Below are 23,931 nucleotides of genomic sequence, written 5' to 3' on the forward strand. Positions count from 1 at the left end.
AGGGGAACCGGATGCCCGCGAACCTGACCCGCGCCGAGGCGGAGGCCCGTGCGGCCCTCGTCTCGGTCGAGCGCTACGACGTGGCGATCGACCTCACCCGGGGCGACACCCGCTTCGGCAGCGAGACCGTGGTGACCTTCACAGCGACCGAGGGCGCTTCGACCTTCATCGAGGCGACCGCCGAGACCGTGCGCGAGGTCGTGCTGAACGGTCGCGCGCTCGACGTCGCCGACGTGTTCGCGGGCGACCGCATCCGCCTCGACGGCCTCGCCGACGAGAACGAACTGCGGGTCGTGTTCGACGGCGCCTACACGAACACCGGCGAGGGGCTGCACCGCTTCGTCGACCCGGTCGACGATGCCGTGTACCTCTACACCGAGTTCGCGGTGGCGCAGGCGAACCGCGTGTTCGCGGTGTTCGACCAGCCCGACCTGAAGGCCCGGTTCCGGTTCACGATCACCGCGCCCGAGGACTGGCAGGTGCTCGGCAACGCCTCGACGCCGCTCGCGACCGAGGCCGTGGCCGACGGTGCGGCGGTGTGGGAGTTCGAGGACACGCCGGTGATGTCGAGCTACATCGTCGCGCTCGTCGCGGGCCCGTACGCGGTCTGGCGCGACACGGCCGAGCTCGACGACGGACGCGTGGTGCCGCTCGGCGTGTTCACGCGCGCCTCGCTCGCGCAGTATGCGGACCCCGAGTTCATGTTCGAGACGGTGCGGCGGGGCATCCGCTTCTATGCCGGCAACTACGGCGTGCCGTTCCCGTACGACAAGTACGACCAGATCTTCGTGCCCGAGTACAACTGGGGCGCGATGGAGAACATCGGCGCGGTCACGTTCAACGAGGGGTACCTGTTCCGCTCGCGCGTGCCCGAGAGCCGCAAGGAGCGCCGCACCCTCGTCGTGCTGCACGAGCTCGCGCACATGTGGTTCGGCAACCTCGTGACCATGAAGTGGTGGAACGACCTCTGGCTGAACGAGTCGTTCGCCACCTGGGCGTCGACCCTCGCGACCGCCGAGCTCAGCGAGTTCACCGACGCGTGGGCGACCTTCGCGACCACCGACAAGTCGAACGCCGCCCGACAGGACCAACTGCCGTCGACCCACCCGATCGTCGCCGAGATCACCGACCTCGCCGATGTCGAGGTGAACTTCGACGCCATCACGTACGACAAGGGCGCCTCGACTCTCAAGCAGCTCGTCGCCTGGGTCGGGCTCGACGCGTTCCATGCGGGCGTGGGCGCGTACCTGCGCGCGCACGCCGAGGGAAACGCGACGCTCGCCGACCTGCTGGCCGAGCTCGAGACGGCGAGCGGTCGCGACCTGGCCGCGTGGTCGCGCGCGTGGCTCGAGACCGCGGGCGTGAACACGCTGCGCACCGAGATCGAGACGGATGCCTCGGGGACGATCACCTCCTTCGCCATCGTGCAGGAGGCGGCCGCGTCGCACCCCGTGCTGCGCCCGCACCGCATCGCGGTCGGCGCCTACTCCCGCGGCGACGAGGGCGTGGTGCGCGAGCAGCGCATCGAGCTCGACGTCGACGGCGCGCGCACCGAGGTGCCCGAGCTGGTGGGCACGCACCGGCCCGACCTGGTGCTGCTGAACGACGACGACCTCACCTACGCCAAGGTGCGGCTCGACCAGGCGTCGACGGCGTTCGCGCTCGAGCACCTCGGCGAGATCGCCGACCCCGTTGCGCGCGCCGTCGTCTGGGGTGCCGCGTGGGACGCCACGCGCGACGCCGAGCTGCCGGCGAGCGACTTCGTGCGCCTCGTGATCGGCAACCTCGGCCACGAGACCACATCCTCGGCCCGCACGTCGGCCCTCGCGCGCCTCCAGGCCGCGCTCGAGCGCTACGTCGCCGTCGAGCAGCGCGAGCGTCTCCAGGCCGAGGCGGGCGACGCGCTCTGGGGCCTGGTGCAACTGGCCCCCGAGGCATCCGACGCCCAGCTGCAGTACGCGCTCGGCTTCGCGCGCATCGCGTCGACGCCGGCGCACGCCGACGTGCTCGCGAGCCTCGTCGAGGGCACCACGGTGGTCGACGGGCTCGAGGTCGACACTGAGCTGCGCTGGGAGCTCGTGATCGCGCTCGCCGCCCTCGGGGCGGCCGACGACGCGCTGATCGACCGCACCCTCGCGGGCGACGACACGGCGAAGGGCCGCCAGCAGGCCGCGACCGCACGCGCCGCGCGCCCCGACTCCGGGTCGAAGGATGCCGCGTGGCTGGCCGTCGCGACCGACACAAGCCTGTCGAACGACGTGGCCCGGGCGATCGCCGCCGGCTACCGGCGCGCGCACCCCGAGACGCTGCTGGAATCGCGAGTCGGCGACTACTTCGCCATGCTCCGCGACGTGTGGGCCGGCCGGAGCTTCACCATGGCCGACCTCATCGTGACCGGGCTCTTCCCGGCGCCCGTCGTGACCGACGAGACCGCGGCCGCCGCCGCCGAGTGGCTGGCCGCCAACGCGGACGCCCCCGCGCCGCTCCGCCGCCTCGTGGCCGAGGGGCACGCCGAGCTCGTGCGGGCGCTCGCGGCCCGTGCACGCGATCGCGCCGCCGCCGACGGGGGTCGCGCGTGAGCGAGCCGACGAGCTTCTACGAGGAGGTCGGCGGGGCGCCGGTGTTCGAGCGGCTCGTCGCGGAGTTCTACCGCGGCGTCGCCGACGACGAGGTGCTGCGACCCATGTACCCCGAGGAGGACCTCGGCCCTGCCGAGGAACGCCTGCGCATGTTCCTCGAGCAGTACTGGGGCGGGCCGACCACCTACAGCGAGCAGCGCGGGCACCCGCGGCTGCGCATGCGGCACATGGGCTTCCACGTGAACCCCGATGCCCGCGACCGCTGGCTCGCCCATATGCGGCGCGCGGTGGACAGCCTCGAGCTGTCGCCACTGCACGAAGGTATGCTCTGGGACTACTTGCAGCGCGCCGCGTTCGCCATGGTGAACACGTTCGAGGAGACGCCCGACACCTCCTCCTAGGCGCCCGACGCGACGAAGGAGTCAGCGTGGCCCGAGCCGACCTCGATCATCCCGATGCGATCGTGGTGGGGGCCGGTCTCGCCGGTCTCGTCGCCGCCGCCGAGCTCGCCGAGGAGGGGCGCAGCGTCGTCATCGTCGAACAGGAGCCCCAGGCGTCGCTCGGCGGTCAGGCCTGGTGGTCGTTCGGCGGGCTCTTCCTCGTCGACACGCCCGAACAGCGCGCGATGGGCGTGCACGACTCGCTCGCACTGGCCCGTGAGGACTGGTACGGGTCGGCCGGATTCGACCGCGACGACGACCTCTGGGCTCGTCGGTGGGCCGACGCCTACCTCGAGTTCGCCGCCGGCGAGAAGCGCTCGTGGCTGCGCGAGCGCGGGGTCGGCTTCTTCCCGGTCGTCGGCTGGGCCGAGCGCGGCGGCGGCCTCGCCTCCGGGCACGGCAACTCCGTGCCCCGGTTCCACATCACCTGGGGCACCGGGCCCGGCGTGCTGGAGCCGTTCATCGAGCGGGTGCGCCAGGCGGTGCACGAGGGCACGGCGGCCGCACGACACCGCCACCGGGTCGACGCCCTGATCGTCGAGGACGGCCGCGTCGTGGGCGTCCGTGGCGCCGTGCTGGCGGCGAGCGACGCCGATCGGGGAGACGTCGAACCGCACCGAGACCGGCGAGTTCGAACTGCGCGCCCCGGCCGTGATCGTCACCAGCGGCGGGATCGGCGGCAACCACGACCTGGTGCGCGCGAACTGGCCGGAGCGGCTCGGGGCGGCGCCGGAGTCGATGCTGTCGGGCGTGCCCGCGCACGTCGACGGCCGCATGCTCGGCATCACCGAGGCCGCCGGCGGTCGTCTCGTGAACGGCGACCGCATGTGGCACTACACCGAGGGCATCCAGAACCACTCCCCGGTCTGGCCCGCGCACGGCATCCGCATCCTGCCCGGCCCGTCGTCGATGTGGTTCGACGCCACCGGCGCGCGCATGCCCGCCCCCTGCTTCCCCGGATTCGACACCCTCGGCACGCTCGAGCACATCCTCGCCACCGGGCACGACCACAGCTGGTTCGTGCTCACCCAGCGCATCATCGAGAAGGAGTTCGCGCTCTCCGGCAGCGAGCAGAACCCCGACCTCACCGGCAAGGACGTGAAGCTGCTCGCGCAGCGCGTGCGTCCCGGCGCGCCGGGCCCGGTCGAGGCGTTCAAGGAGCGCGGGGCCGACTTCGTGGTCGCAGACAGGCTCGACGACCTGCTCGCGCGCATGCAGGGCCTCTCCCCCGGCGGCATCCTCGACACCGACCGCATCCGCCGCGAGATCATCGCGCGCGACCTGCAGATCGACCACCCGTTCGGCAAGGACCTGCAGGTGCAGGCGATCCGCGGAGCCCGCCACTACCGCGGCGACAAGCTGATCCGCGTCGCGCCGCCGCACCGCATCCTCGACCCGAAGGCCGGACCGCTCATCGCGGTGAAGCTGCACGTGCTCACGCGCAAGTCGCTCGGCGGCATCCAGACCGACCTCGACTCGCGCGTGCTCGGCGCCGACGGCGCGCCCGTGCCGGGGCTCTACGCCGCGGGCGAGGCGGCCGGGTTCGGCGGCGGCGGCATGCACGGGTACCGAGCGCTCGAGGGCACGTTCCTCGGCGGATGCCTGTTCAGCGGACGCGCCGCGGGACTCGCCGCCGCGCGTGAGGCGTGACACCGCGAGGCATGCCGTTCAGCGACGCGTGAGCGTCAGCGGGGCATCCGCCTTCAGCCCTTGAGCGACCAGGCGCGCCGGCGCACGAGCACGTGCCCGCGGCGGGTCGACAGCCGGGTCCACGGGCCGGTCTCGAACACGCCGACCTCCTCGTCGCCGCCGAGGAAGCCCAGGCTGAGCGCCGCGAACCCGGCACCCGCGGGCACGAACTCGAGCCCCTCCATGGGACGGCCCCACACCTCGGAGCGCACTTTCTCGACGAGCTGCTCCCCCGTGCCCTCGGGCACGGCCGCGGCGACCTCGGCGATGCCGATGCGCGCCGCGTCCTCGAGCACCGACTGCGCCACCGGCGAGTGGGCGAGCCAGCCGCCGCGCGGCGGGGAGATGCCCGCCCAGGTGACCGTGCTCACGCCGTGTGGCCGCGTGAACGCCGACGGCACCGCGCCGTCGGCGGTGCGGGCCAGCGTGTCGTCGACGCGGGTCGCGAGCGAGCGCATCGGCACGACCTCGTCGAACTCGGTGCGATCGGCGAGCGAGAACGTGCGCAGCCCGAGCACGGTGGGGGTCTCGTCGAGGATGCCGCGGGGGTAGAGGATCGCCGTGTACACCGCGAGGATGCCCGAGCCGGCGATGATGCGCACCGAGCCGTCGTCGACCCGGGCAGCCCGGCCGATGTAGGTCTGGAGGTCACCGAGCGACAGGCGGTCGGCGAGCTGGATCGATTCGCTCATCTGCTCTCTAAACTACCAAGAGCGCTGCTGCGACTTTCGCTGGGAGCCGCCCGCGCGAACCGCCCGACAGCGACACCCGGAGGACGCGTGAACGGACCGATCGAAGGGCTGCTGCGCGCGCTCGACCTCACCGACACCGGAGCGAGGACGGACGAGGACATCTTCACGGGCCCGTCCCAGTGGATGCCCCGGGGGCGCGTCTTCGGCGGGCAGGTGCTCGCCCAGTCGCTCGTGGCCGCGATGCACACCGTGCCCGACGATCGTCCGGTGCACTCGATGCACGGCTACTTCCTGCGGCCGGGCGACGTGAACGAGCACATCACGTTCGCGGTCGACCGCATCCACGACGGCCGCTCGTTCTCCACGCGGCGCACCCAGGCGTACCAGTCGAGCCAGCCGATCCTCTCGATGATCGCCTCGTTCCAGCACTCCGACGAGGGCGTCGCCCATCAGGTCGACATGCCGGACGACATCCCCGATCCGGAGTCGCTGCCGACGACCGCCGACGTGCTCGCCGGACTCGACCACGAGATCGCACGGCACTGGGCCACCGAACGCCCCTTCGACATGCGGCACGTGCCATCGCCCATCTACCTGGCGGTCGACGGTGAACGCGCACCGCACCAGGCGGTGTGGCTGCGCGCGATCGGCACCATCGGCGACGACCAGAACCTGCACCGGGCAGCGCTCGCCTACGCGAGCGACTACTCCATCCTCGAGCCGGTGCTGCGTCGGCACGGCGTGCCGTGGGCGACCCCGGGCTCAAGGTCGCGAGCCTCGACCACGCGATGTGGTGGCACCGCGACGTGCGGGTCGACGACTGGCTGCTGTACGTGCAGGAGTCGCCGAGCTCGGGCGGTGGCCGGGGCCTCTCCACCGGCCGCATCTACGATCGCTCCGGGGTGCTCGTGGCGTCGGTCGCGCAGGAGGGCATGGTGCGCGTGCCCGACTCGGCGCGCTCCTGAGCCCGGCGATCACCCTCGCGCCTATGGGATTGCTGGACACTCGCCGAGTATCGCTGCGCTGCCGCGTGCGCGCACGGCAGAATGGCGCCCACGACCGCTGATCGAGGAGGCACGATGGGTGACGAGGCACGACTGACACGGAGGACCGCGCTCACGTTCGGCGCAGGCGGTCTCGCGGGCGGGGCGGCGCTGCTCGCCGGCTGCGCGCCGTCCGATGCGAGTTCGGGGTCGGATGCCTCGGACGAGACGTCGGGCTCGGGCGACGCCGGCACCGACTCGGGCGCCGCCGCCGGCACCGTGATCGCGTCGGTCTCCGACATCCCGGTCGGCGGGGCGATCTCCGCGTCGATCGGCAGCGACCCGGTGCTGCTCGCGCAGCCGACCGCGGGCGAGGTCGTGGCGTTCAGCGCGATCTGCACGCACCAGCAGTGCGTGGTCGCCGTCGAGGCATCCGAGTTCAACTGCCCCTGCCACGGGTCGCGCTTCGACGTCGCCACCGGCGACGTGCTCAATGGCCCCGCGCTCCAGCCGCTCGCGTCGATCGCCGTGACGGTCGACGGCGACGACGTGGTCGCGGGCTGACCGTGGACCCGTTCGTCATCGCGGGCCTGCCCGCGCACGTGCTGCTCGTGCACGCGGTCGTCATCGCGGTGCCCGTGCTCGCGCTCGGGCTCATCGTCGCGGCCGCGTGGCCCGCAGCGCGTCGCGTGCTGTGGATTCCGCTGCTCGTCGTCGCGCTCGGAACCGTCGGACTCGTCGCGTACGCGGTCTCGGCCGGCCAGTGGCTCGAGGAGCGCGTGCCCGAGGCGCCGCTCATCCAGGAGCACACCGCCATCGGCGGCGCGCTGCTCGCGTGGGCGTGGGGCCTGCTCGGGGTCGCGGTGCTGCTCGCCGCGTGGCAGCTCGTGGCGCGTGCGCGCGAGCGCGGGGGCTCGGCGCCGTCCCGCGGCATCCGCCTGACCGTCGGCATCGTCGGTACCGTGCTCGCGGTCGCCGTCGGTGCGGGCGCGACCGTCGCCACCGTGCTGATCGGCGAGTCGGGCTCGCGCGCCGTCTGGGTGGGCTCCTTCAGCGAGGACCCGCTCGAGTAGAGCCGCGCGACCGAGTACGCAAAGTGCGGAGACCCGCTTCGAGATATCGGTTTCTGCGTACTCCGTCGAGGGCCGAGGGCGGACAGGTCAGGTGCGGCGGGTGAAGCGCAGCGGCTCGTCCTGGTACGGTGCCCACGCGGCGTGCTCGTGGTCACTGATGCGGCGCGGGCGACCGCTCGCGGCGTCGACGAGCACGATCGTCGTCGCGGCGCGCGCGAACAGCGTGCGCGGCTCGCTCTCGGGCGGCGCGAACACCTCGTAGCAGACGTCGAGCCGGGCGCCCGACATGTTCGCGATCCAGAGCTCCACGTCGAGCGGTGCGCGCAGGTACGGCACCGGTGCGAGGTACTCGACCTCCTGCCGCGCGATCAGCGTGATCGTGTCGGCGCCCGGCCGACCGTCGATCACCGCAGTCGACGCGCCCACCGCGGCATCGCGTGCATCGTGGCTGACCCAGAACGCCTCGATGCGCGCCTCCTCGAGGAGGCGCAGCATCTCGGCGTTGTTGACGTGGCCGTACGCGTCGAGGTCCGACCAGCGCAGTCGGATGGGCACGTGCAGCCGCACGGGTCAGTCCCGGGTGAGCTTGCGGTAGGTCGACCGGTGGGGCTTGGCCGCGTCGGGCCCGAGGCGCTCGATCTTGTTCTCCTCGTACGCCTCGAAGTTGCCCTCGAACCAGTGCCAGTACGACGGGTTCTCCTCGGTGCCCTCGTAGGCGAGGATGTGCGTCGCGATGCGGTCGAGGAACCACCGGTCGTGCGTGATGACCACGGCGCATCCGGGGAATTCGAGCAGCGCGTTCTCGAGGCTTCCGAGGGTCTCGACGTCGAGGTCGTTGGTCGGCTCGTCGAGCAGCAGCAGGTTGCCGCCCTGCTTGAGCGTGAGCGCCAGGTTCAGGCGGTTGCGCTCACCACCCGAGAGCACGCCGGCCGGCTTCTGCTGGTCGGGGCCCTTGAAACCGAAGGTCGAGACGTACGCGCGGCTCGGCACCTCGGTCTTGCCGACCTGGATGTAGTCGAGCCCGTCGGACACGACCTCCCACAGCGTCTTCTTCGGGTCGATGCCGCCGCGCGACTGGTCGACGTAGGAGATGTCGACCGTCTCGCCGACCTTCAGGTCGCCGCCGTCGAGCGGCTCCATGCCGACGATGGTCTTGAACAGCGTGGTCTTGCCGACGCCGTTCGGGCCGATGATGCCGACGATGCCGTTGCGCGGCAGGGTGAAGCTCAGGCCGTCGATGAGCGTGCGGTCGCCGAAGCCCTTCTTCAGGTTCTTCGCCTCGAGCACGACCTGGCCGAGTCGCGGCCCCGGCGGGATCTGGATCTCCTCGAAGTCGAGCTTCCGCGTGCGCTCGGCCTCGGCGGCCATCTCCTCGTAACGCGCCAGGCGCGCCTTCGACTTCGCCTGCCGGCCCTTGGCGTTCGAGCGCACCCACTCGAGCTCGTCCTTCAGTCGCTTGGCGAGCTTCTGGTCCTTCTTGCCCTGGACCTGGAGGCGCTCCTCCTTCTTCTCGAGGTAGGTCGAGTAGTTGCCCTCGTACGGATAGAGGCGGCCGCGGTCGACCTCGCAGATCCACTCCGCGACGTGGTCGAGGAAGTACCGGTCGTGCGTGACGGCGAGCACGGCGCCGGGGTACTTGGCGAGGTGCTGCTCGAGCCAGAGCACGCTCTCGGCGTCGAGGTGGTTGGTGGGCTCGTCGAGCAGCAGGAGGTCGGGCTTGCTGAGCAGCAGCTTGCAGAGCGCGACGCGACGCTTCTCACCACCGGAGAGGTGCTTGACCGACGCGTCCGACGGCGGGCAGCGCAGCGCGTCCATCGCCTGGTCGAGCTGCGAGTCGAGGTCCCACGCGTCGGCCGCATCGATCTCCTCCTGCAGCGTGCCCATCTCGGCGAGGAGCGCATCGAAGTCGGCGTCGGGGTCGGCCATCGCGGCCGAGATCTCGTTGAACCGGTCGATCTTGCCCTTGATCGGGCCGACGCCCTCCTGCACGTTCTCGAGCACGGTCTTCGACTCGTCGAGCTCGGGCTCCTGCATGAGGATGCCGACGCTGTAGCCGGGCGAGAGCCGGGCGTCGCCGTTCGACGGCTGGTCGAGGCCGGCCATGATCTTCAGGATCGTGGACTTGCCGGCGCCGTTCGGGCCGACGACGCCGATCTTGGCGCCGGGCAGGAACGCCATCGTCACGTCGTCGAGGATGACCTTGTCGCCGACCGCCTTGCGGGCGCGCACCATGGAGTAGATGTATTCCGCCACCGGGGTGATTCTCCTCTTGGGTCGTGGGCCGGGTCCGCGAGCGCGGACCCCTGCGGTCTCGAACGACCGCCACGTCTCGGATGCCGTGCGCGCGGGCGGTGCCCGCGCGTCACGGTGCTCCCCAAGCCTACCCACGCCGACGCGACCGGCGATGCTCCCGCCGGCGATCGGGCTAGCCGACGACCGACGACTCCGACGCGGCCGTCGTGAGCGGCCCGGCCCAGTCGCCGGCAGGGACGAAGCCGTCGCCGCCGGAGACCGCGCCGGCGGCCACGTTCGACGTCTCCGAGGTGCCGCCGGGCGCCGAGGAGTCGGACTCCTCGGCCAGCCGCGACGGCCGCTCGGCGACCGTGCGCACCCAGCGCAGGTCGTGGCCGATCGAGTCGGCCTCGACGTCGACCGCGATGCCCTTGCGGTCGCCGGCCTCCCACGAGCGCACCTTGAGCTTTCCGGCGACGACGACGTGGTCGCCGCGCGAGAGCGACTGCGCGGCGTGCACGGCGAGCCGGCGGAAGGCGCTGACCGTGTACCAGTTCGCCTCGGCGTCGACCCACTGCTGCGTCTGGCGGTCGAACCGGCGGCCGCCGGTCGCGAGCCGGAACGTGGTGAGCTCCACGCCACCCGCGATGACGCGGTGCTCGGGCTCGGTGCCGATGGTGCCGGTGAGGGTGATGCTGTCGTGCATGGTCGTTCCTCCACTGGGTCTGGGTTGACGGATGCGACGGGCGGGCGCCCGCCCGCGACGCCGGGGCACGGGGCTCGTGCCGGATGGACCCGCGCCCCGGCGTCGCGATCACGAGTCTGGGCGCGGCGCCGCCGTGTGCGGGCGCGAGCCGGAGGCATCCGCTCGGCTCGTCGACCACTCGCTGTGGAGGAGCGACGTCGGCGCACGCCCGTAGAGTGACGAGCATGAACTACGTCGCCGACGACACCCGATACGACTCGATGGACTACCGGCGCGTGGGCCGCAGCGGGCTGCGCCTGCCCGGGCTCTCGCTTGGCCTCTGGCACAACTTCGGCGACGAGCGGGGGCTCGACACCCAGCGGGCGATCGTGCGCCGCGCGTTCGACCTCGGCGTGACGCACTTCGACCTCGCGAACAACTACGGGCCGCCGCCCGGCAGCGCCGAGTCGAACTTCGGCCGCCTGCTCGCCACCGACCTGCGGCCGTACCGCGACGAGCTCATCGTCTCGAGCAAGGCCGGCTACGACATGTGGCCCGGGCCCTACGGCGAGTGGGGGTCGCGCAAGTACCTGCTCGCCTCGCTCGACCAGAGCCTCGCCCGACTCGGCCTCGACTACGTCGACATCTTCTACTCGCACCGGCCCGACCCCGACACGCCCATCGAGGAGACGATGGGCGCGCTCGCGTCGGCCGTCGCGCAGGGCAAGGCGCTCTACGTCGGCATCTCGAACTACGACCCCGAGCAGACCCGCGCCGCGCAGGCCGCGCTCACCGACCTGGGCGTGCCGCTGCTGATCCACCAGCCGCGCTACTCGATGTTCGACCGCACGCCCGAGGAGGGCCTGTTCGACGCGCTCGACGAGCTCGGCACCGGTGCCATCGTGTTCTCGCCGCTCGCGCAGGGCATGCTGACCGACCGGTACCTCGACGGCATCCCGAGCGATTCGCGCGCGGCGACCAGCCGATTCCTGTCGGAGGAGCAGATCAGCTCCGAGTACCTCGAGCGCGTGCGCGGCCTCCGCGACATCGCCGACGCGCGCGGCCAGTCGATCGCGCAGCTCGCGCTGAGCTGGGTGCTGCGCGTGCCGACCGTGACGAGCGCGCTCATCGGCGCGTCGAGCGTGGCGCAGCTCGAGCAGAACCTCGCGGCCCTCGACGCACCGGCGCTCACCGACGACGAGATCGCCGCGATCGAGCCGTTCGCGGCGCACGGCACGCGGCTCGGCTGAGCCTCCGACGGGCGGCCGCCCGGGGCATCCGACCGCTCTTTCCGGAGCTGAGCGGTCCTCGCTCCCCCGGGCGCGCCTCCCGCGCGCCGGACGGCGGCCGTCGTAGCCTGCGGCCATGCAGTGGTGGAACGCATTCACGGAATGGCTCTTCGACCCCGAGACGCTGCCGGTGCTCTTCACGGCCGGCGTGCTCGTCCTCGCGGTGCTCGCCTCCGGGCTGCTCGCGGCCTGGATCGCCCGGTCGGCGGTGCGCGGCCTCGTCACCCGCCAGGAGCGCGAGCTGCGCTCGTCGGCGGTCGCCGCATTGGTGGACGCCGCCACCGAGGCATCCGTCTGGAACTCCCTGACCCCGCAGGAGCAGGTGCTCTCCGACCGCGCCGTGGGCCTCGCCGACGTGCGGCTGCGCCTGCTGCCCGTGAAGGGCGCCGACGTCGCCGCGAACTGGGCATCGCACCAGCTGCACGAGCTGAAGCGCGCCTCGGCGACGTTCGGCTACCAGCTCGACCCGGCCGTGGGCGAGTTCCGCGACCGCATGGTGGCGTGGCAGCGTCACCCGGGCCGCATGCGCCGGCAGTTCCAGGCCGACCTCGAGCGCTGGCGCACGCAGGACACGACGCCCGAGCAGGCCATGGTCGACCAGCAGGACGAGTGGGTCGCCCGCCAGCACCACGAGCGGTACGCCGACACGCAGGCCGGTCAGGCGACGGATGCCACCGAGCCGGCGCCGCCCGCAGCCGACACGCCCGCCGAGGAGCGCCCCTTCAGCGTCGGCGCGCCCCAGCCGCGTCAGGACGCGACGCCGACCGACACGACGCCCGTCTCGCGCTGACGCGCGGACCAGCGGCGTCGGTCAGCGCCACCACTCGTCGAACATCGACACCGGCACCTGCCGCTTGTGCTCGGTCGCGAGGTAGCGCGCCTCGATGAGCTCCGCCGTGCCCGCGTCGATCTCCTCGCCCTCGAGGAACGCGTCGAGGTCGGCGTACGTGAGGCCGAGGTTCGCCTCGTCGGCCTGGCCCGGATCGTGGTCGAGCAGGTCGGCCGTCGGGGTCTTCAGGTAGATGCGCTCGGGCGCTCCGAGGTGGGCCAGCACCGCTCGGCCCTGGCGCTTGGTGAGGCCCGTGAGCGGGAGGATGTCGGCGCCGCCGTCGCCGTACTTCGTGAAGAAGCCCGTGACCGCCTCTGCGGCGTGGTCTGTGCCGACCACGAGCATCGCGTCCTCACCTGCGATCGCGTACTGGGCGACCATGCGCGCACGGGCCTTGACGTTGCCCTTGCCGTGGTCGCTGAGCGGCGTGCCGGCCGCGTCGGCGTACTCGGCGGTGACGCCGTCGACGCCGCGCTGGATGTTGAACGTGACCTGCTCCTGCGGCTGGATCCACTCGAGCGCGAACGCCGCGTCGTCCTCGTCGTGCTGCACCGCGTACGGCAGGCGCACCGCCACGAAGCGGGCCGGATGCCCCTCGTCGGCCAGTTCCGCGACCGCGAGGCGGCAGAGGCGCCCGGCCAGCGCCGAGTCCTGCCCGCCGCTGATGCCGAGCACGAAGCCGTGCGCACCCGTGGCGCGCAGGTACTCCTTGAGGAAGCCGACCCGGGCGCGCACCTCCGCGGCGGGCTCGATGGTCGGCTTCACGTTCAGCTCTGCGATGATCCTCGCCTGCAGTTCGCGCATGGCACGAGGCTAGCGCCGACGTGTTACCGGCAGGAAACGGCGCGGGGCGACGGGGGCGCTCCGGTAGCATCGCGATCGACGCCGACGCGGTCGGCGCAGGCGTGATCGGGAGGGACGTGCCGTGGAGGCCACGATCGGCAACCTGGTGATCATCGTCGCCGTAGGCGTGCTCGCGCCGCTGCTCGCCCGGCTCATCGGCACCTGGCTCGCGATTCCCGTCGTGGTGTTCGAGATCGTGCTCGGCATCGTCGTCGGGCCCGACGCGCTCGGCTGGGTCACCTCCGACGAGCACACCGAGTTGATCGCGAACTTCGGGCTCGCGATGCTGTTCTTCCTCGCCGGCGCGGAGATCGACTTCCGCGAACTGCGCGGGCGGCCGCTCACCACGGCGTTGGCCGGCTGGCTCGTGTCGCTCGGCGCGGCGCTCGGCCTCAGCTTCCTGCTCGCGCCGCACGTCGGCGCCGCCGTCTTCATCGCCATCGCACTCACGTCGACGGCGCTCGGCACGATCATGCCGATGCTGCGCGACGCCGGCGACCTGCGCTCGCCGTTCGGCATCGCGGTGACGGCGGTCGGCGCCGTCGGCGAGTTCGCGCCGCTCATCGCGATCTCGCTGTTCCTGAGCGGGCGCTCGCCCGTCCAGGCCTCGCTCGTGCTGCTCGGCTTCGCCGTGATCGCCGGCCTCGCGATCTGGGGCGCCGCGCGCGGCGTGGGCGCGGAGTTCGAGCGACTCGTCACCGCGACCCTGCACACGAGCGGCCAGTTCGCGGTGCGCCTGTTCATGATCGTCACGATCACGCTCGTCGGCATCAGCGTGGTGCTGGGGCTCGACATGCTCCTCGGCGCGTTCACGGCGGGCGTGCTCTACCGCCTCCTCATGAACGGCTCCGACGAGGCGCAGTCGAAGGTGATCGGGTCGAAGATCGACGCAGTGGCGTTCGGCGTGTTCGTGCCCGTCTTCTTCATCTACACCGGCGTCACGTTCGACCTCGACGCGCTGCTCGCGTCGCCCACAGCACTCGCGCTGGTGCCGATCTTCCTCGTCGCCCTGCTCCTGCTGCGCGGACTGCCGAGCCTGCTCTCGCTGCCGCGCGGCGCGAACCGGCTCGACCGCGGCGCGATGGTGCTCTACGGCGCCACCGGCCTGCCGATCATCGTCGCCGTCACCGCGATCGGCGTCGACCAGGGCGACCTCGGCACCGAGGTGGCGGCCGCCCTCGTCGGCGCGGGCATGCTGTCGGTGCTGATCTTCCCGCTGCTCGCGCTGTGGCTGCGGCGGAGGTCGTCGGACGCGCCGACCACGGGGCCCGACGACGACTACGTGCCGACGGTCGCGTGAGGCATCCGTCGCCGACCGGTCGCACCGGACGCACCGGAGGCTCCCGGTAGGCTTGACGGGCCGGCCCCCGTAGCTCAGCGGATAGAGCAGCAGCCTTCTAATCTGTCGGTCGCAGGTTCGAGTCCTGCCGGGGGCACCGCCGCGGACCCGACGCTCCGGTGTACGTCGGGCGAACGGTCCGCGAACCTTGGGAAGCGGGTGTCGACGCGTCACCCGCAGGTCACCCGCCCGCGCGAGCATGGCGACGTGGAGACGCACAGCTGGCACCGCTACGTGGCGATCGGAGATTCCCTCACCGAGGGACTCGGCGATCCGGCGGGGGCCCGCGGCGAGGACGAATGGCTGGGGTGGGCCGACCGCCTGGCCATCATCCTCGACGGGCACGCCCGCCTCGCCGGTGAACGGTTCGAGTTCGCCAACCTCGCCCTGCGCGGCAGCCGCATCGGCGACGCCGCCCGCAGCCAGGTCCCGCGGGCGATCGAGGTCGAGGCCGACCTGGTCTCGGTGATGATCGGCGGCAACGACCTGATGAGCCCCACCGCCGACCCCGACACGGTCGCCGGCGAGTTGGAGGACGTCGTGATGCGGCTCCGGCGGAGCGGCGCGAGCGTGCTGCTCGCGAACTGCTTCGACCCGCAGTTCGCGTTCTTCCTGCGGCCGTTCCGCGGGCGCGCGGCCGTGTTCAACGCCCACGTCTGGACGATCGCACGGCGCCACGGCGCCGCCGTGCTCGACGTCTGGGGCACGTCCGAGTTCCAGCAGCCGTCGATGTGGGCCGAGGACCGCGTGCACCTCAGCACCGCCGGCCACCGGGTGCTGGCGCGCCGCGCGTCCCACTCGCTGGGCGTGCCGTACGCCGAGGCGTCCGAGCCGTCCGAGCGGATGCCCGGGCCGGGGCCGTCGCCGATCACCGAACCAGTGCCGCTCCCCCGCAGGCGCCGATGTCGCTCCCGCGCTGGTTCGTCGTGCACGCGCTGCCGTGGATCGGCCGGCGCATGCGTCGCATCTCGAGCGGCGACGGGCGCGCCCCCAAGCGTCCCTACCCGGCGCCCGTGCTGCCCGCCGGGACCGCCCGTGCCGCGGGGCCCGCAGGGTTCGCCGACGGCGGGCCGCACTAGACTCGATCGCATGGGAACCTCGGGTGATCGCCTCGTCTGGATCGACTGCGAGATGACGGGCCTCGACCTCGAGGTCGACGAACTCGTCGAGATCGCCGTGGTGATCACCGACTACGACCTCGAGCCGGTCGACGCCGGCCTCAGCATCGTCATCAAGCCCGATGCATCCGCCCTCGAGCACATGGGCGACTTCGTGCGGAAGATGCACACCGAGTCGGGCCTCATCGAGGAGATCCCGGGCGGCAAGAGCGTCGCCGAGGCCGAGTACGAGGTGCTCGAGTACGTGCTCGCGCACGTGCCCGAGGAGCAGAAGGCGCCCCTCGCGGGCAACACGATCGGCACCGACCGCATGTTCCTCGCGAAGTCCATGCCGCGCCTCGACGCGCACCTGCACTACCGCAACGTCGACGTGTCGTCGATCAAGGAGCTCGCCCGCCGCTGGTTCCCGCGCGTGTACTTCAACGCGCCGGCCAAGAACGGCGGCCACCGGGCCCTCGCCGACATCCTCGAGTCGATCCGCGAGCTGCGCTACTACCGGCGCGCGGTCTTCGTCGCCGACCCCGGGCCGACCAGCGACGAGCTCGCGAAGATCTCGGAGGCCGTCGTGAACGAGTTCACAGCAAAGGTGTAGTAAAGTCGTCGAGTTGCCTCGTTCGGCGTGCGTCGAGCGGGTCCGCATGGTGGGTATAGCTCAGTTGGTAGAGCGCCTGGTTGTGGTCCAGGAGGTCGCGGGTTCAAGCCCCGTTACTCACCCCACTTCTCCCCCTCCCCGCGAGGAGCGCTGATGGCCGTCGAACTCGACGAGGACGCCTTCGAGCAGCTGGTCGTGGACGAGCTCGACGCCCTGCCCGACGACATGGTCGACGGGCTCGAGAACGTCGTGTTCGTGGTCGAGGAGACGCCGGAGGACGGCTCCCTCGACCTGCTCGGCCTGTACGAGGGCGTCGCGGTCACCGAGCGCGACCGCTACGGCTTCGGCGAGATGCCCGACCGCATCGTGCTGTACCGTCTCGGGCTGCTCGCGGCGTGCGACGACCTCGACCAGCTGCGCGACGAGATCCACGTCACGCTCGTGCACGAGATCGCGCACTACTACGGAATCGACGACGAGCGGCTGCACGAACTGGGTTGGGCCTGATCCGCGGGTACGATCATCGGGTGATGCCCGGTCCCCTGCGTGCAGTGCTCATCGCCCTCGGCGCGCTCGCGATCATCGCGCTCGGTCTCTACGGGCCGGCCACGCTCCTCGGGCCGCTGCCGAGGGTGTCGGTGCAGGCCGTCGACCCCGGCGCCCAGGCGGCCGGATCGGTGTCGGTCGAGCTCCCCGAGGCAGGCGCGTCCGCGGTGGTCGTGGTCGACCCCGACTCCCCCGAGACGGCCGCCGAGTCGGTCACGCTCGCCGAGGCGGGCCTCGAGGAGGCCGTTCCCTTCGCGGGCGTCGCGAAGCTCGTGCTCGCCCTCACGGTGCTGGAGGCGCAGCCCCTCGCGGCCGGCGAGCCCGGCCCCGACGTGCCGATCACCCCCGCGGACTACGAGGCCTACCTCGACTACCGCGACGCCGGCGCCCGCACGGTGCCGACCTCGCCCGGCGACACCTGGACCATGCGCGACATGCTCCGTGCCGTCCTGCTCGGATCGAGCAACAACCACGCCGACGGGCTCGCCCGGTGGGCGTTCGGCTCGGTCGACGGCTACACGATCGCCGGCAACGCATGGCTCGCCGAGCACGGCCTCGCCGACTCGGTCGTGGTCGACGCGACCGGGTTGAGCGACGAGAACATGGGCACGGCGGCGGATGCCGCTCGCCTGGGCGCGTACGTCGCGGTCGAGCCCGCGCTCGTCGACATCCTCGCCACCGCGGATGAGCGCACGTTCGGCGAGCGGACCATCCCCGACGTGTCGGCGCACCTCGAGTCCGACGGCGTGCGCGGTCTGTCGCGATCGTTCACGAACCAGGCGGGCCTCTGCTTCGTGTTCCTGACCACGTTCGGGCAGGGCGACGACGTGCGGATGCTGTCGGGCGCATTCCTGCGCATGCCCGACTACGAAACGCTCGACCCGGCCGTCACGACCGCGATCGAGGAGCTGCGCGTCGTCGACGAGGAGGTCACCGTGATCGCCGAGGGCGACACCTACGCGATCCTCACCGCGCCCTGGGGCGATCGCGCCGAGGGGGTCGCGGCGAGCGACCGCACGCAGCCCGCGTGGAACGACGCGAGCGGCGAGCCCGAGGTGGTCGTGGAGCCGTTCAGCACCGGCTCGCCCGGCGACCAGGTGGGCAGCGTCACCGTGCCGACGGCCGACGGCGATGTGACGACCGCGCTCGAGCTCGACGCGGCGATCACCGACCCGGGCCCGATCTGGCGGCTCACCCACCCGTCGCTCATGCTCGACGCGTTCTTCGCGGGCTGAGTCGCGCGGGCGTCGTCACGACGGGCGGCGTCGCTCCGAGCTCGACCGCGCGATCGCCGGTCAGTCGTTCTCGTCGTCGGACTCGACCGGGTCGGAGTCGTCCGCGTCGAAGCGGTACCGCACGTGCACCATCCCGGCGACGTCCCGCTCGTCGATGGCGTCGTACCAGAAGAGCGACTCCAGCCCGTCGACCGCGGCCATCATGCCGACGCGCCGCTCGTACTCGCCGCCCACCAGGATCCGCTGCTCCGACTGTCCCTCGAGCGGACCGTCGACGAACTCCGCGGTGTAGCGCACGGCTTCATTGCTCGCGTTCATGAGCCCACCGTAGTCCCAGGCGCTCAGCGAGGGAACGGCCAGGCGCCGTCGACGACGAGGTCCGCGTGGTGCTCCGGCGCGGCGGCCGACACGTAGGCGCGCCACTGGCGCTCCCAGGTGTCCCAGAACGGATCGAACCCGCCCCGGTCGCGTTCGAGCGCGCGCCGCCTCCGGGCATCCTCCCCCGCGACCATCCACACCCGCACCACCCGCGGTGCTGAGACCCGTCGATTCCCTGCGTTCTCAGGCCCCGGAACGCAGGTATTCGACGGGTCTGGAAGGCATATCGGGCGGGCGAAGGCGCCGCAGCCCTCGACGACGAGGCGGCCGCCGGGGCGCACGAGGTGGGACTCGGCGGGGCGGTCGCGCTGCCAGTCCCAGCGGCGCCAGGAGCCCGCGGCACCGCGGGCGCGCGGAATGAGCACGCCGTCGCGCACCGCGCGCGATCCCGCGGCGAGCCCGTCCCACCCCGGGTAGATCGCGTCGAGGCGCAGCAGGTCCACCGGCAGCGACCCGGCCGCCGCCACGATCGCGTCGGCGAGGCTCGACTTGCCGGCACCGCTCGGGCCGTCGACGACGACAGTCGCCGACGGCCGCGAACGAAGGAACGCCGCGAGCCGTCGCGCCGCCACCGCGGGGGCAAGTCGCTCAGCCAAGGATGAAGTTCCAGCTGCCGGATGCCACGGCCACGACCACGCACGCCGCCGCCACGACCGCGCCGATGGCGATGAGCACCACCTCGGCGCCGCCGAAGTGCACCTCGCGCGCGTGCGACCGCGCGATGTCGGCGCCGAACCCGCGCGCCTCCATCGCGGTGGCGAGCTTCGACCCGCGCCGGATGGAGAGCACGAGCAGCCCGAAGGCCTGGCCGACGAGCCGCGGCACGATCCAGCGGTCGCCCACGCCGCGCGCCCGGCGCGCCAGCGCGAGCGCGCGCCAATCGTCCATGAACAGGCCCACCAGGCGCAGCGCCCCGAGCGCGCCGAGCACGAATCGCTCGGGCAGCCGCAGCGTCTGCGAGAGCCCGTCGGCGAAGTCGGTCGGGTCGATGGTGAGGAACAGCACCACCGCGGGCAACGCGATGGCGATCACGCGGGCGGCCGTCGAGAGGCCGATCTCGATCGACCCCTGCGAGACCTGGATCAGGCCCCACTCGAAGTAGACCGTGCCGCCGGTGCGACCGTAGAGCACCATGCTGAGCCCCGCGAGCGGACCCGCGATCCACACCACGGCGGTGCGCCGCGACCAGACCAGCGCACCGAGCCCCGCCGCCCAGAACAGCAGCAGCTCGAGCACGATCGCCGTGCCCGCCGAAACCGGGTCGAGCGTGAGCAGCAGCGCCAGGCTGAGCGGCACGGTCGCCGCGACCTTCGCGACCGGGTTGCGCCGGCCGACCCAGGTCGTGCCGCCGCGGGCGTCGAGCAGGCTCATGCGGGCACCTCCAGCGGGGCGAGGTCGAGCCGCTCGTCGGCGAGGGCGTCGACCACCTGCTCGTCGTGCGTGACCGCGACGATCGCGTGCCCCTCGTCGCGCAGCGCCCCGAGCAGCCCGACGAGTTCCGCCCAGGTCGTCGCGTCCTGCCCGAACGTCGGCTCGTCGAGCACGAGCACGTCTGGGCGCGAGGCGAGCACCGTCGCGACCGACAGCCGCCGCTTCTGCCCGCCCGAGAGCGTGTACGGGTTCGCCTCGGCGAGCCGGTCGAGCCGGAGGCGCACCAAGAGGTCGTCGACCCGCTGCCGGATCTCGGCGTCGGGCACCTTCTGCGCGCGCGGCCCGACGGCGAGCTCGTCGCGCACGCGACCGGTGAGGAACTGGTGCTCCGGGTCCTGGAAGACGGTGCCGATGCGCGAGAGCAGCTGCTTCGAGCGCCATCGGTGCGGTGCCGGGTCGGCTCCGCGGGCGAGGGGGCGGATGCCCCGAGCCGGCCGCCGACCGGCGGGATGAGGCCCGCGACCGTGAGCGCGAGGGTCGACTTGCCGACGCCGTTCGGACCGGTGACGCAGAGCGCGTTGCCGGCGCGCACCGCGAGGTCGAGCCCGCCCATCACGACCACGGACGGATCGCGGCCCACGGCGAGCCCCGCGGCATCGAGCAGCACGGCACCGGCCGGACGGGGCTCGTGGTCGGGCAGCAGCCGGCGGCCCGGCAGCCAGACGCCGTCGCGTGCGAGCTCCGTCGCTCGATCGGCGAGCACGGCATCGGGCGGCCCGTCGGCCACGACGCCGCCCGAGGCGCCGAGCACGACGACCCGGTCGATCACGGGCAGCCAGGCGTCGACGCGGTGCTCGACCACGACGAGGGTTGCCCCGGTCTCGCGGGTGACGCGGTCGACGGCGTCGCGCACCTCACGCACCCCGACCGGGTCGAGGTTCGCGGTCGGTTCGTCGAGCAGCAGCAGGCCGGGTCGCATGGCGAGCGCACCGGCCAGCGCGAGGCGCTGCTTCTGCCCGCCCGAGAGGTGCGAGGTCGGGTGGTCGAGCGGCAGGTCGAGGCCGACTGCGTCGAGCGCCTCGCGCACACGGGGCCAGATCTCGTCGCGGGGCACGCCGATGTTCTCGCATCCGAATGCCACGTCGTCGCCGACCCGGGCCAGCACGACCTGCGCGTCGGGGTCCTGCAGCACGAGCGCCGCCGAGCCGGCCGCAGCGGGCGCGCCTCCGACGAGCAGCGACCCGTGCGCGTCGCCCTCCTCCTCGCCGCCCAGCACCCCGGCGAGGCCGTGCAGCAGGGTGGACTTGCCCGAGCCCGAGGCGCCGAGCAGCAGCACGCGCTCCCCCGAGTCGATGTCGAGGTCGAGGTCGTCGATCGCCCAGGAGCGGCGGCCGGCGTGCCGCCACCCCCAGCCGGCGGCTCGCACCGCGGCCGGGGTGGCGGCACGTGACACGTCTCGGGTCACTTCAGTCGGCGATCCGCGCCTCGCGACCTGCCGCGAAGCGGCTGAGCGCTCCCGTGGACGCGAGTCCGCGCACCGCGAGCCAGGACAGCAGACCGGCGATCAGCGCGCCGCCGACGACCGCGGAGACCGTGTAGATCGCGGCGAACGCCGGCGCGGCGCCCGCGTACCAGAGCACGAGGTCGTTGATCGCCATGGCGAGGCCCGCGCCGGCACCGGCGAGGAGGGCGACGGGCAGGTTCCACTTGCGGTAGAGGAACAGCAGGAAGATGAGCTCCGCGCCGAGGCCCTGCACGAGGCCGGCCTCGATCGTCAGGAACCCGCCCCACTGGCTGCCGATGAGCGCGGAGACGACGGCGGCGACGGTCTCGGTGTAGATCGCGGCGCCCGGCTTGCGGATGATGAGCGCGCCGAGCACGCCGGCGATCAGCCAGACCGCGGCGGGGGCGGCCTGCAGGCCGGGCAGGAGCGCCTCGATCGGCGCGCTGACGCCGTTCCAGGCGAGGCCCCAGGCCCAGAAGACGACGCCGACGGCGACGCCCACGACGCTGGCGACGACGATGTCGACGACGCGCCAGCGGAGCGAGCGGGCGGGTCGCCCGGTGCCGGTGGAGGGGGTGGTGGACGTGGTTGCGTGCACTGTTCGTGCCCTTTCTGTCAGTGAAAGCGGCACGGGAAATGAGATGGTGTCTGCCTCCCTGCGCTGGCATGATCCAGATCAGGTTCGACGGTCGAAGGTTGGAGAACCTTCCTCTCAGCCCGGCTCACCGGACTCCCGTGTTCGACACGAGTATAGACCCGCGCTCGGGCGGGCCCGCCGGATGCTACTTCTTGAGCACCTTGATGAGCTTGGCGAGCGCGTTGCCCGCGACCCACACGAACGGGATGCCGACGGCGAGGAGCGAGATCACGTTCGGCTCGAAGTGCGTCTCGCCGTCCTTGCCCACGTATGCGCCGACCGGAATGGAGAGCCCGCCGCCACCGCCGCCGCTGCCCTTGCCGCCGCCGCCCGAGCCGGTCGCCTCGCCCTCGGCGGTGCCCGCGCCGAAGCCGTAGTACGCGAGCGCGACCGGGATGAGCGTGGTGCCCTCGATCGTGACGGGGTCGCCGTAGACGGTCTTGATGCCGGCGTCGCCGGCTGCCTTCGAGAGTTCGAGCGCGAGATCAGCCATGGCGGCCACGCTACTCCGCCGCTGCCGGGTCGGGCTAGGGTGCAGGGGCGATCGGATGCCGCCGAAGCGGCCGTTCAGCCGAGAAACGGGTCGACCTGCCCGCGCTGCGGCTCCACGCGGTCGTGCTCGCCTCGGCGCACGAGCGCCGCCGGGCGCACCGCTCCTCGGCCGAACCGCTCGGTGAGCCGGTCGACCGTGCGCTCCGCCTGCCGCCAGTCCTCGTCCGGGTCCCACAGGCTCGCCGCGGCGCCCGACGGGCGCAGCTGCTCGGCGCGGACGCCGACCAGCCGCACGCGATCGCCGTCGAGGTCGAGCCCGTCGAGCGCGAGGCACACCTCGTCGTAGATGCGCTTCGCGACATCCGTCGGCTCCCCCAGCGTGCGCGAGCGCGTCACGGTGCGGAAGTCGGTGTATCGCAGCTTGAGCACGACCGTGCGGCCGAGCAGGCCCGCGCGGCGCAGGCGCACCGCCACGTCCTCCGCCTGGCGCAGCAGCACCCGGCGGATCTCCTCGGGGTCGGTCAGGTCGTGCCGGAACGTCTGCTCGTGGCCGATGCTCTTCTCGACGTGGTGCGTCGACACGTCGCGCGGATCGACGCCGTTCGCGAGCGCGTGGAGCTTGCGGCCGACCGCCGGGCCGACCGCGCGCTCGAGCGCGTCGAGCGGCGTCTGGGCGACGTCGGCGACCGTGCGCAGGCCGAGGCGGCCGAGCGACTCCTCGGTGACCCTGCCGACGCCCCAGAGCGCCGAGACGGGCAGCGGGTGCAGGAACTCGAGGGTGCGGTCGGCGGGCACGACGAGCAGGCCGTCGGGCTTGGCTCGGCCGGATGCCACCTTCGCGACGAACTTCGTGGCGGCCACGCCGACCGAGCACGGCAGCCCGAGCTCCTCGCGCACCCGCGTGCGGATCGTCCATGCGATCTCGGCGGGCGAGCCGTGCAGGCGCCGGGCACCGCCGACGTCGAGGAACGCCTCGTCGATCGAGAGCTTCTCGACGTACGGGGTGACCTCCTCGAAGATGGCCATGACCTGCTTCGAGATGGCCGCGTACCGGGGCATGTCGACCGGCACGATGACGGCGTTCGGGCACTTGCGCAGCGCGAGGGCCATCGACATCGCCGAGTAGACGCCGTACCTGCGCGCCTCGTAGCTGGCCGCCGACACGACGCCGCGCTGGCCGCCGCCACCCACGATCACCGGCTTGCCGCGCAGCTCCGGTCGGCGCAGCAGCTCGACCGACGCGAAGAACGCGTCCATGTCGACGTGCAGGATCGGCGTGCCGGAGTCGTCGACCGGACCGGTCGTGACCTGCCGGCCGCTGCCGTCCTGCCTGCTCATGGTGCGAGGGTATCGCCGACCGCCGTCGCGAGGCGCGACGTCGCCCG

21 protein-coding genes, 2 tRNA genes, 3 pseudogenes and 1 riboswitch are annotated in these 23,931 nt (G+C 72.5%); of the genes and pseudogenes, 14 read left to right on the forward strand and 12 right to left on the reverse strand.

Annotation, left to right across the window (positions count from 1 at the left end; translation table 11 throughout):
* The first annotated feature begins 11 nt into the window (after positions 1-11).
* The 3 genes and pseudogenes from pepN (at position 12) to QUE38_RS00500 (ending at position 4,669) form a co-directional block, all read left to right on the forward strand.
* Entirely contained in the window at positions 12-2,579 is a 2,568-nt protein-coding gene (gene pepN, locus QUE38_RS00490) for an aminopeptidase N (protein WP_286309624.1), read from the forward strand.
* Complete coding sequence (locus QUE38_RS00495) at positions 2,576-2,980, forward strand: globin (protein ID WP_286309625.1); 405 nt, start codon at positions 2,576-2,578, stop codon at positions 2,978-2,980. Before pepN ends, QUE38_RS00495 begins: the two co-directional genes overlap by 4 nt.
* Before the next feature lie 26 nt (positions 2,981-3,006).
* A pseudogene (locus tag QUE38_RS00500) lies at positions 3,007-4,669 on the forward strand (FAD-binding dehydrogenase).
* A 53-nt stretch (positions 4,670-4,722) separates the two neighbouring features.
* On the opposite strand, the gene QUE38_RS00505 reads toward QUE38_RS00500, so the two are convergent.
* Positions 4,723-5,400, reverse strand: a complete 678-nt coding sequence (locus tag QUE38_RS00505; protein ID WP_286309626.1) for a hypothetical protein — start codon at positions 5,398-5,400, stop codon at positions 4,723-4,725.
* 99 nt (positions 5,401-5,499) lie between these two features.
* Here QUE38_RS00505 and QUE38_RS00510 point away from each other — a divergent pair.
* From QUE38_RS00510 to QUE38_RS00520, 3 genes and pseudogenes are all read left to right on the forward strand, one after another.
* Positions 5,500-6,365 (forward strand): annotated as a pseudogene (locus QUE38_RS00510) (acyl-CoA thioesterase).
* 114 nt (positions 6,366-6,479) lie between these two features.
* Positions 6,480-6,947 carry a QcrA and Rieske domain-containing protein gene (locus tag QUE38_RS00515; RefSeq protein ID WP_286309627.1) on the forward strand — a complete coding sequence of 156 codons (468 nt, stop codon included), beginning with the start codon at positions 6,480-6,482 and terminating at the stop codon, positions 6,945-6,947.
* Between the two features lie 2 nt (positions 6,948-6,949).
* Positions 6,950-7,456, forward strand: coding sequence for a hypothetical protein (locus tag QUE38_RS00520; RefSeq protein ID WP_286309628.1), 507 nt, complete (start codon positions 6,950-6,952; stop codon positions 7,454-7,456).
* An 87-nt stretch (positions 7,457-7,543) separates the two neighbouring features.
* Here QUE38_RS00520 and QUE38_RS00525 read toward each other — a convergent pair whose 3' ends face one another.
* From QUE38_RS00525 to QUE38_RS00535, 3 genes are all read right to left on the reverse strand, one after another.
* Positions 7,544-8,023 (reverse strand): acyl-CoA thioesterase, encoded by a 480-nt coding sequence (locus QUE38_RS00525; protein ID WP_286309629.1) that lies wholly within the window; start codon positions 8,021-8,023, stop codon positions 7,544-7,546.
* Between the two features lie 3 nt (positions 8,024-8,026).
* Positions 8,027-9,709: an energy-dependent translational throttle protein EttA gene (ettA, locus tag QUE38_RS00530; protein WP_286309630.1), complete on the reverse strand. Its 1,683-nt coding sequence runs from the start codon at positions 9,707-9,709 to the stop codon at positions 8,027-8,029.
* Positions 9,710-9,881: 172 nt separating this feature from the next.
* Positions 9,882-10,394: a single-stranded DNA-binding protein gene (locus QUE38_RS00535; RefSeq protein ID WP_286309631.1), complete on the reverse strand. Its 513-nt coding sequence runs from the start codon at positions 10,392-10,394 to the stop codon at positions 9,882-9,884.
* Between the two features lie 224 nt (positions 10,395-10,618).
* On the opposite strand from QUE38_RS00535, the gene QUE38_RS00540 reads away from it, so the two are divergent.
* Both QUE38_RS00540 and QUE38_RS00545 read left to right on the forward strand, forming a co-directional pair.
* Positions 10,619-11,623, forward strand: coding sequence for an aldo/keto reductase (locus QUE38_RS00540; protein ID WP_286309633.1), 1,005 nt, complete (start codon positions 10,619-10,621; stop codon positions 11,621-11,623).
* A gap of 115 nt (positions 11,624-11,738) precedes the next feature.
* Complete coding sequence (locus QUE38_RS00545) at positions 11,739-12,452, forward strand: hypothetical protein (RefSeq protein WP_286309634.1); 714 nt, start codon at positions 11,739-11,741, stop codon at positions 12,450-12,452.
* Between the two features lie 21 nt (positions 12,453-12,473).
* Here the strand turns inward: QUE38_RS00545 and nadE are convergent, their stop codons facing one another.
* Positions 12,474-13,295 (reverse strand): ammonia-dependent NAD(+) synthetase, encoded by an 822-nt coding sequence (gene nadE / locus QUE38_RS00550; RefSeq protein WP_286309635.1) that lies wholly within the window; start codon positions 13,293-13,295, stop codon positions 12,474-12,476.
* Positions 13,296-13,416: 121 nt separating this feature from the next.
* Between nadE and QUE38_RS00555 the strand changes: the two genes are divergently transcribed.
* From QUE38_RS00555 to QUE38_RS00580, 6 genes are all read left to right on the forward strand, one after another.
* Positions 13,417-14,634, forward strand: a complete 1,218-nt coding sequence (locus tag QUE38_RS00555) for a cation:proton antiporter (protein WP_286309636.1) — start codon at positions 13,417-13,419, stop codon at positions 14,632-14,634.
* 63 nt (positions 14,635-14,697) lie between these two features.
* A tRNA-Arg gene (locus QUE38_RS00560) sits at positions 14,698-14,770 on the forward strand.
* Positions 14,771-14,880: 110 nt separating this feature from the next.
* Positions 14,881-16,383 carry an oligoribonuclease gene (gene orn, locus QUE38_RS00565; protein WP_286309637.1) on the forward strand — a complete coding sequence of 501 codons (1,503 nt, stop codon included), beginning with the start codon at positions 14,881-14,883 and terminating at the stop codon, positions 16,381-16,383.
* 49 nt (positions 16,384-16,432) lie between these two features.
* Positions 16,433-16,508, forward strand: a tRNA-His gene (locus tag QUE38_RS00570).
* A gap of 28 nt (positions 16,509-16,536) precedes the next feature.
* Positions 16,537-16,890, forward strand: coding sequence for a metallopeptidase family protein (locus tag QUE38_RS00575; RefSeq protein ID WP_286309638.1), 354 nt, complete (start codon positions 16,537-16,539; stop codon positions 16,888-16,890).
* Between the two features lie 23 nt (positions 16,891-16,913).
* The gene (locus QUE38_RS00580) at positions 16,914-18,164 is read left to right on the forward strand and encodes a D-alanyl-D-alanine carboxypeptidase family protein (protein WP_286311893.1); all 1,251 of its coding nucleotides are present in this window, start codon (positions 16,914-16,916) and stop codon (positions 18,162-18,164) included.
* A gap of 60 nt (positions 18,165-18,224) precedes the next feature.
* On the opposite strand, the gene QUE38_RS00585 is transcribed toward QUE38_RS00580, so the two are convergent.
* The 7 genes and pseudogenes from QUE38_RS00585 to QUE38_RS00615 all read right to left on the reverse strand — a co-directional run bounded on the left by QUE38_RS00585 (position 18,225) and on the right by QUE38_RS00615 (position 23,884).
* A complete protein-coding gene (locus QUE38_RS00585) occupies positions 18,225-18,482 on the reverse strand; it encodes a hypothetical protein (RefSeq protein WP_286309639.1) in 258 nt (85 codons plus the stop codon).
* 23 nt (positions 18,483-18,505) lie between these two features.
* Positions 18,506-19,138, reverse strand: a complete 633-nt coding sequence (locus QUE38_RS00590; RefSeq protein WP_286309640.1) for a nucleoside/nucleotide kinase family protein — start codon at positions 19,136-19,138, stop codon at positions 18,506-18,508.
* A complete protein-coding gene (locus tag QUE38_RS00595; RefSeq protein WP_286309641.1) occupies positions 19,131-19,913 on the reverse strand; it encodes an energy-coupling factor transporter transmembrane component T family protein in 783 nt (260 codons plus the stop codon). The genes QUE38_RS00590 and QUE38_RS00595 overlap by 8 nt, the downstream gene beginning before the upstream one ends.
* A pseudogene (locus tag QUE38_RS00600) lies at positions 19,910-21,366 on the reverse strand (ABC transporter ATP-binding protein). Before QUE38_RS00600 ends, QUE38_RS00595 begins: the two are co-directional and overlap by 4 nt.
* 13 nt (positions 21,367-21,379) lie before the next feature.
* Positions 21,380-22,015, reverse strand: coding sequence for an ECF transporter S component (locus QUE38_RS00605; protein ID WP_286309642.1), 636 nt, complete (start codon positions 22,013-22,015; stop codon positions 21,380-21,382).
* A 38-nt stretch (positions 22,016-22,053) separates the two neighbouring features.
* Positions 22,054-22,164, reverse strand: a riboswitch (TPP riboswitch).
* Between the two features lie 35 nt (positions 22,165-22,199).
* Positions 22,200-22,547: a GerW family sporulation protein gene (locus QUE38_RS00610; protein WP_286309643.1), complete on the reverse strand. Its 348-nt coding sequence runs from the start codon at positions 22,545-22,547 to the stop codon at positions 22,200-22,202.
* 74 nt (positions 22,548-22,621) lie between these two features.
* Positions 22,622-23,884 (reverse strand): DNA polymerase IV, encoded by a 1,263-nt coding sequence (locus QUE38_RS00615; protein WP_286309644.1) that lies wholly within the window; start codon positions 23,882-23,884, stop codon positions 22,622-22,624.
* Positions 23,885-23,931: the final 47 nt, after the last annotated feature.

Source organism: Agromyces mangrovi, from assembly GCF_030296695.1.
Taxonomy (GTDB): Bacteria; Actinomycetota; Actinomycetes; order Actinomycetales; family Microbacteriaceae; genus Agromyces; species Agromyces mangrovi.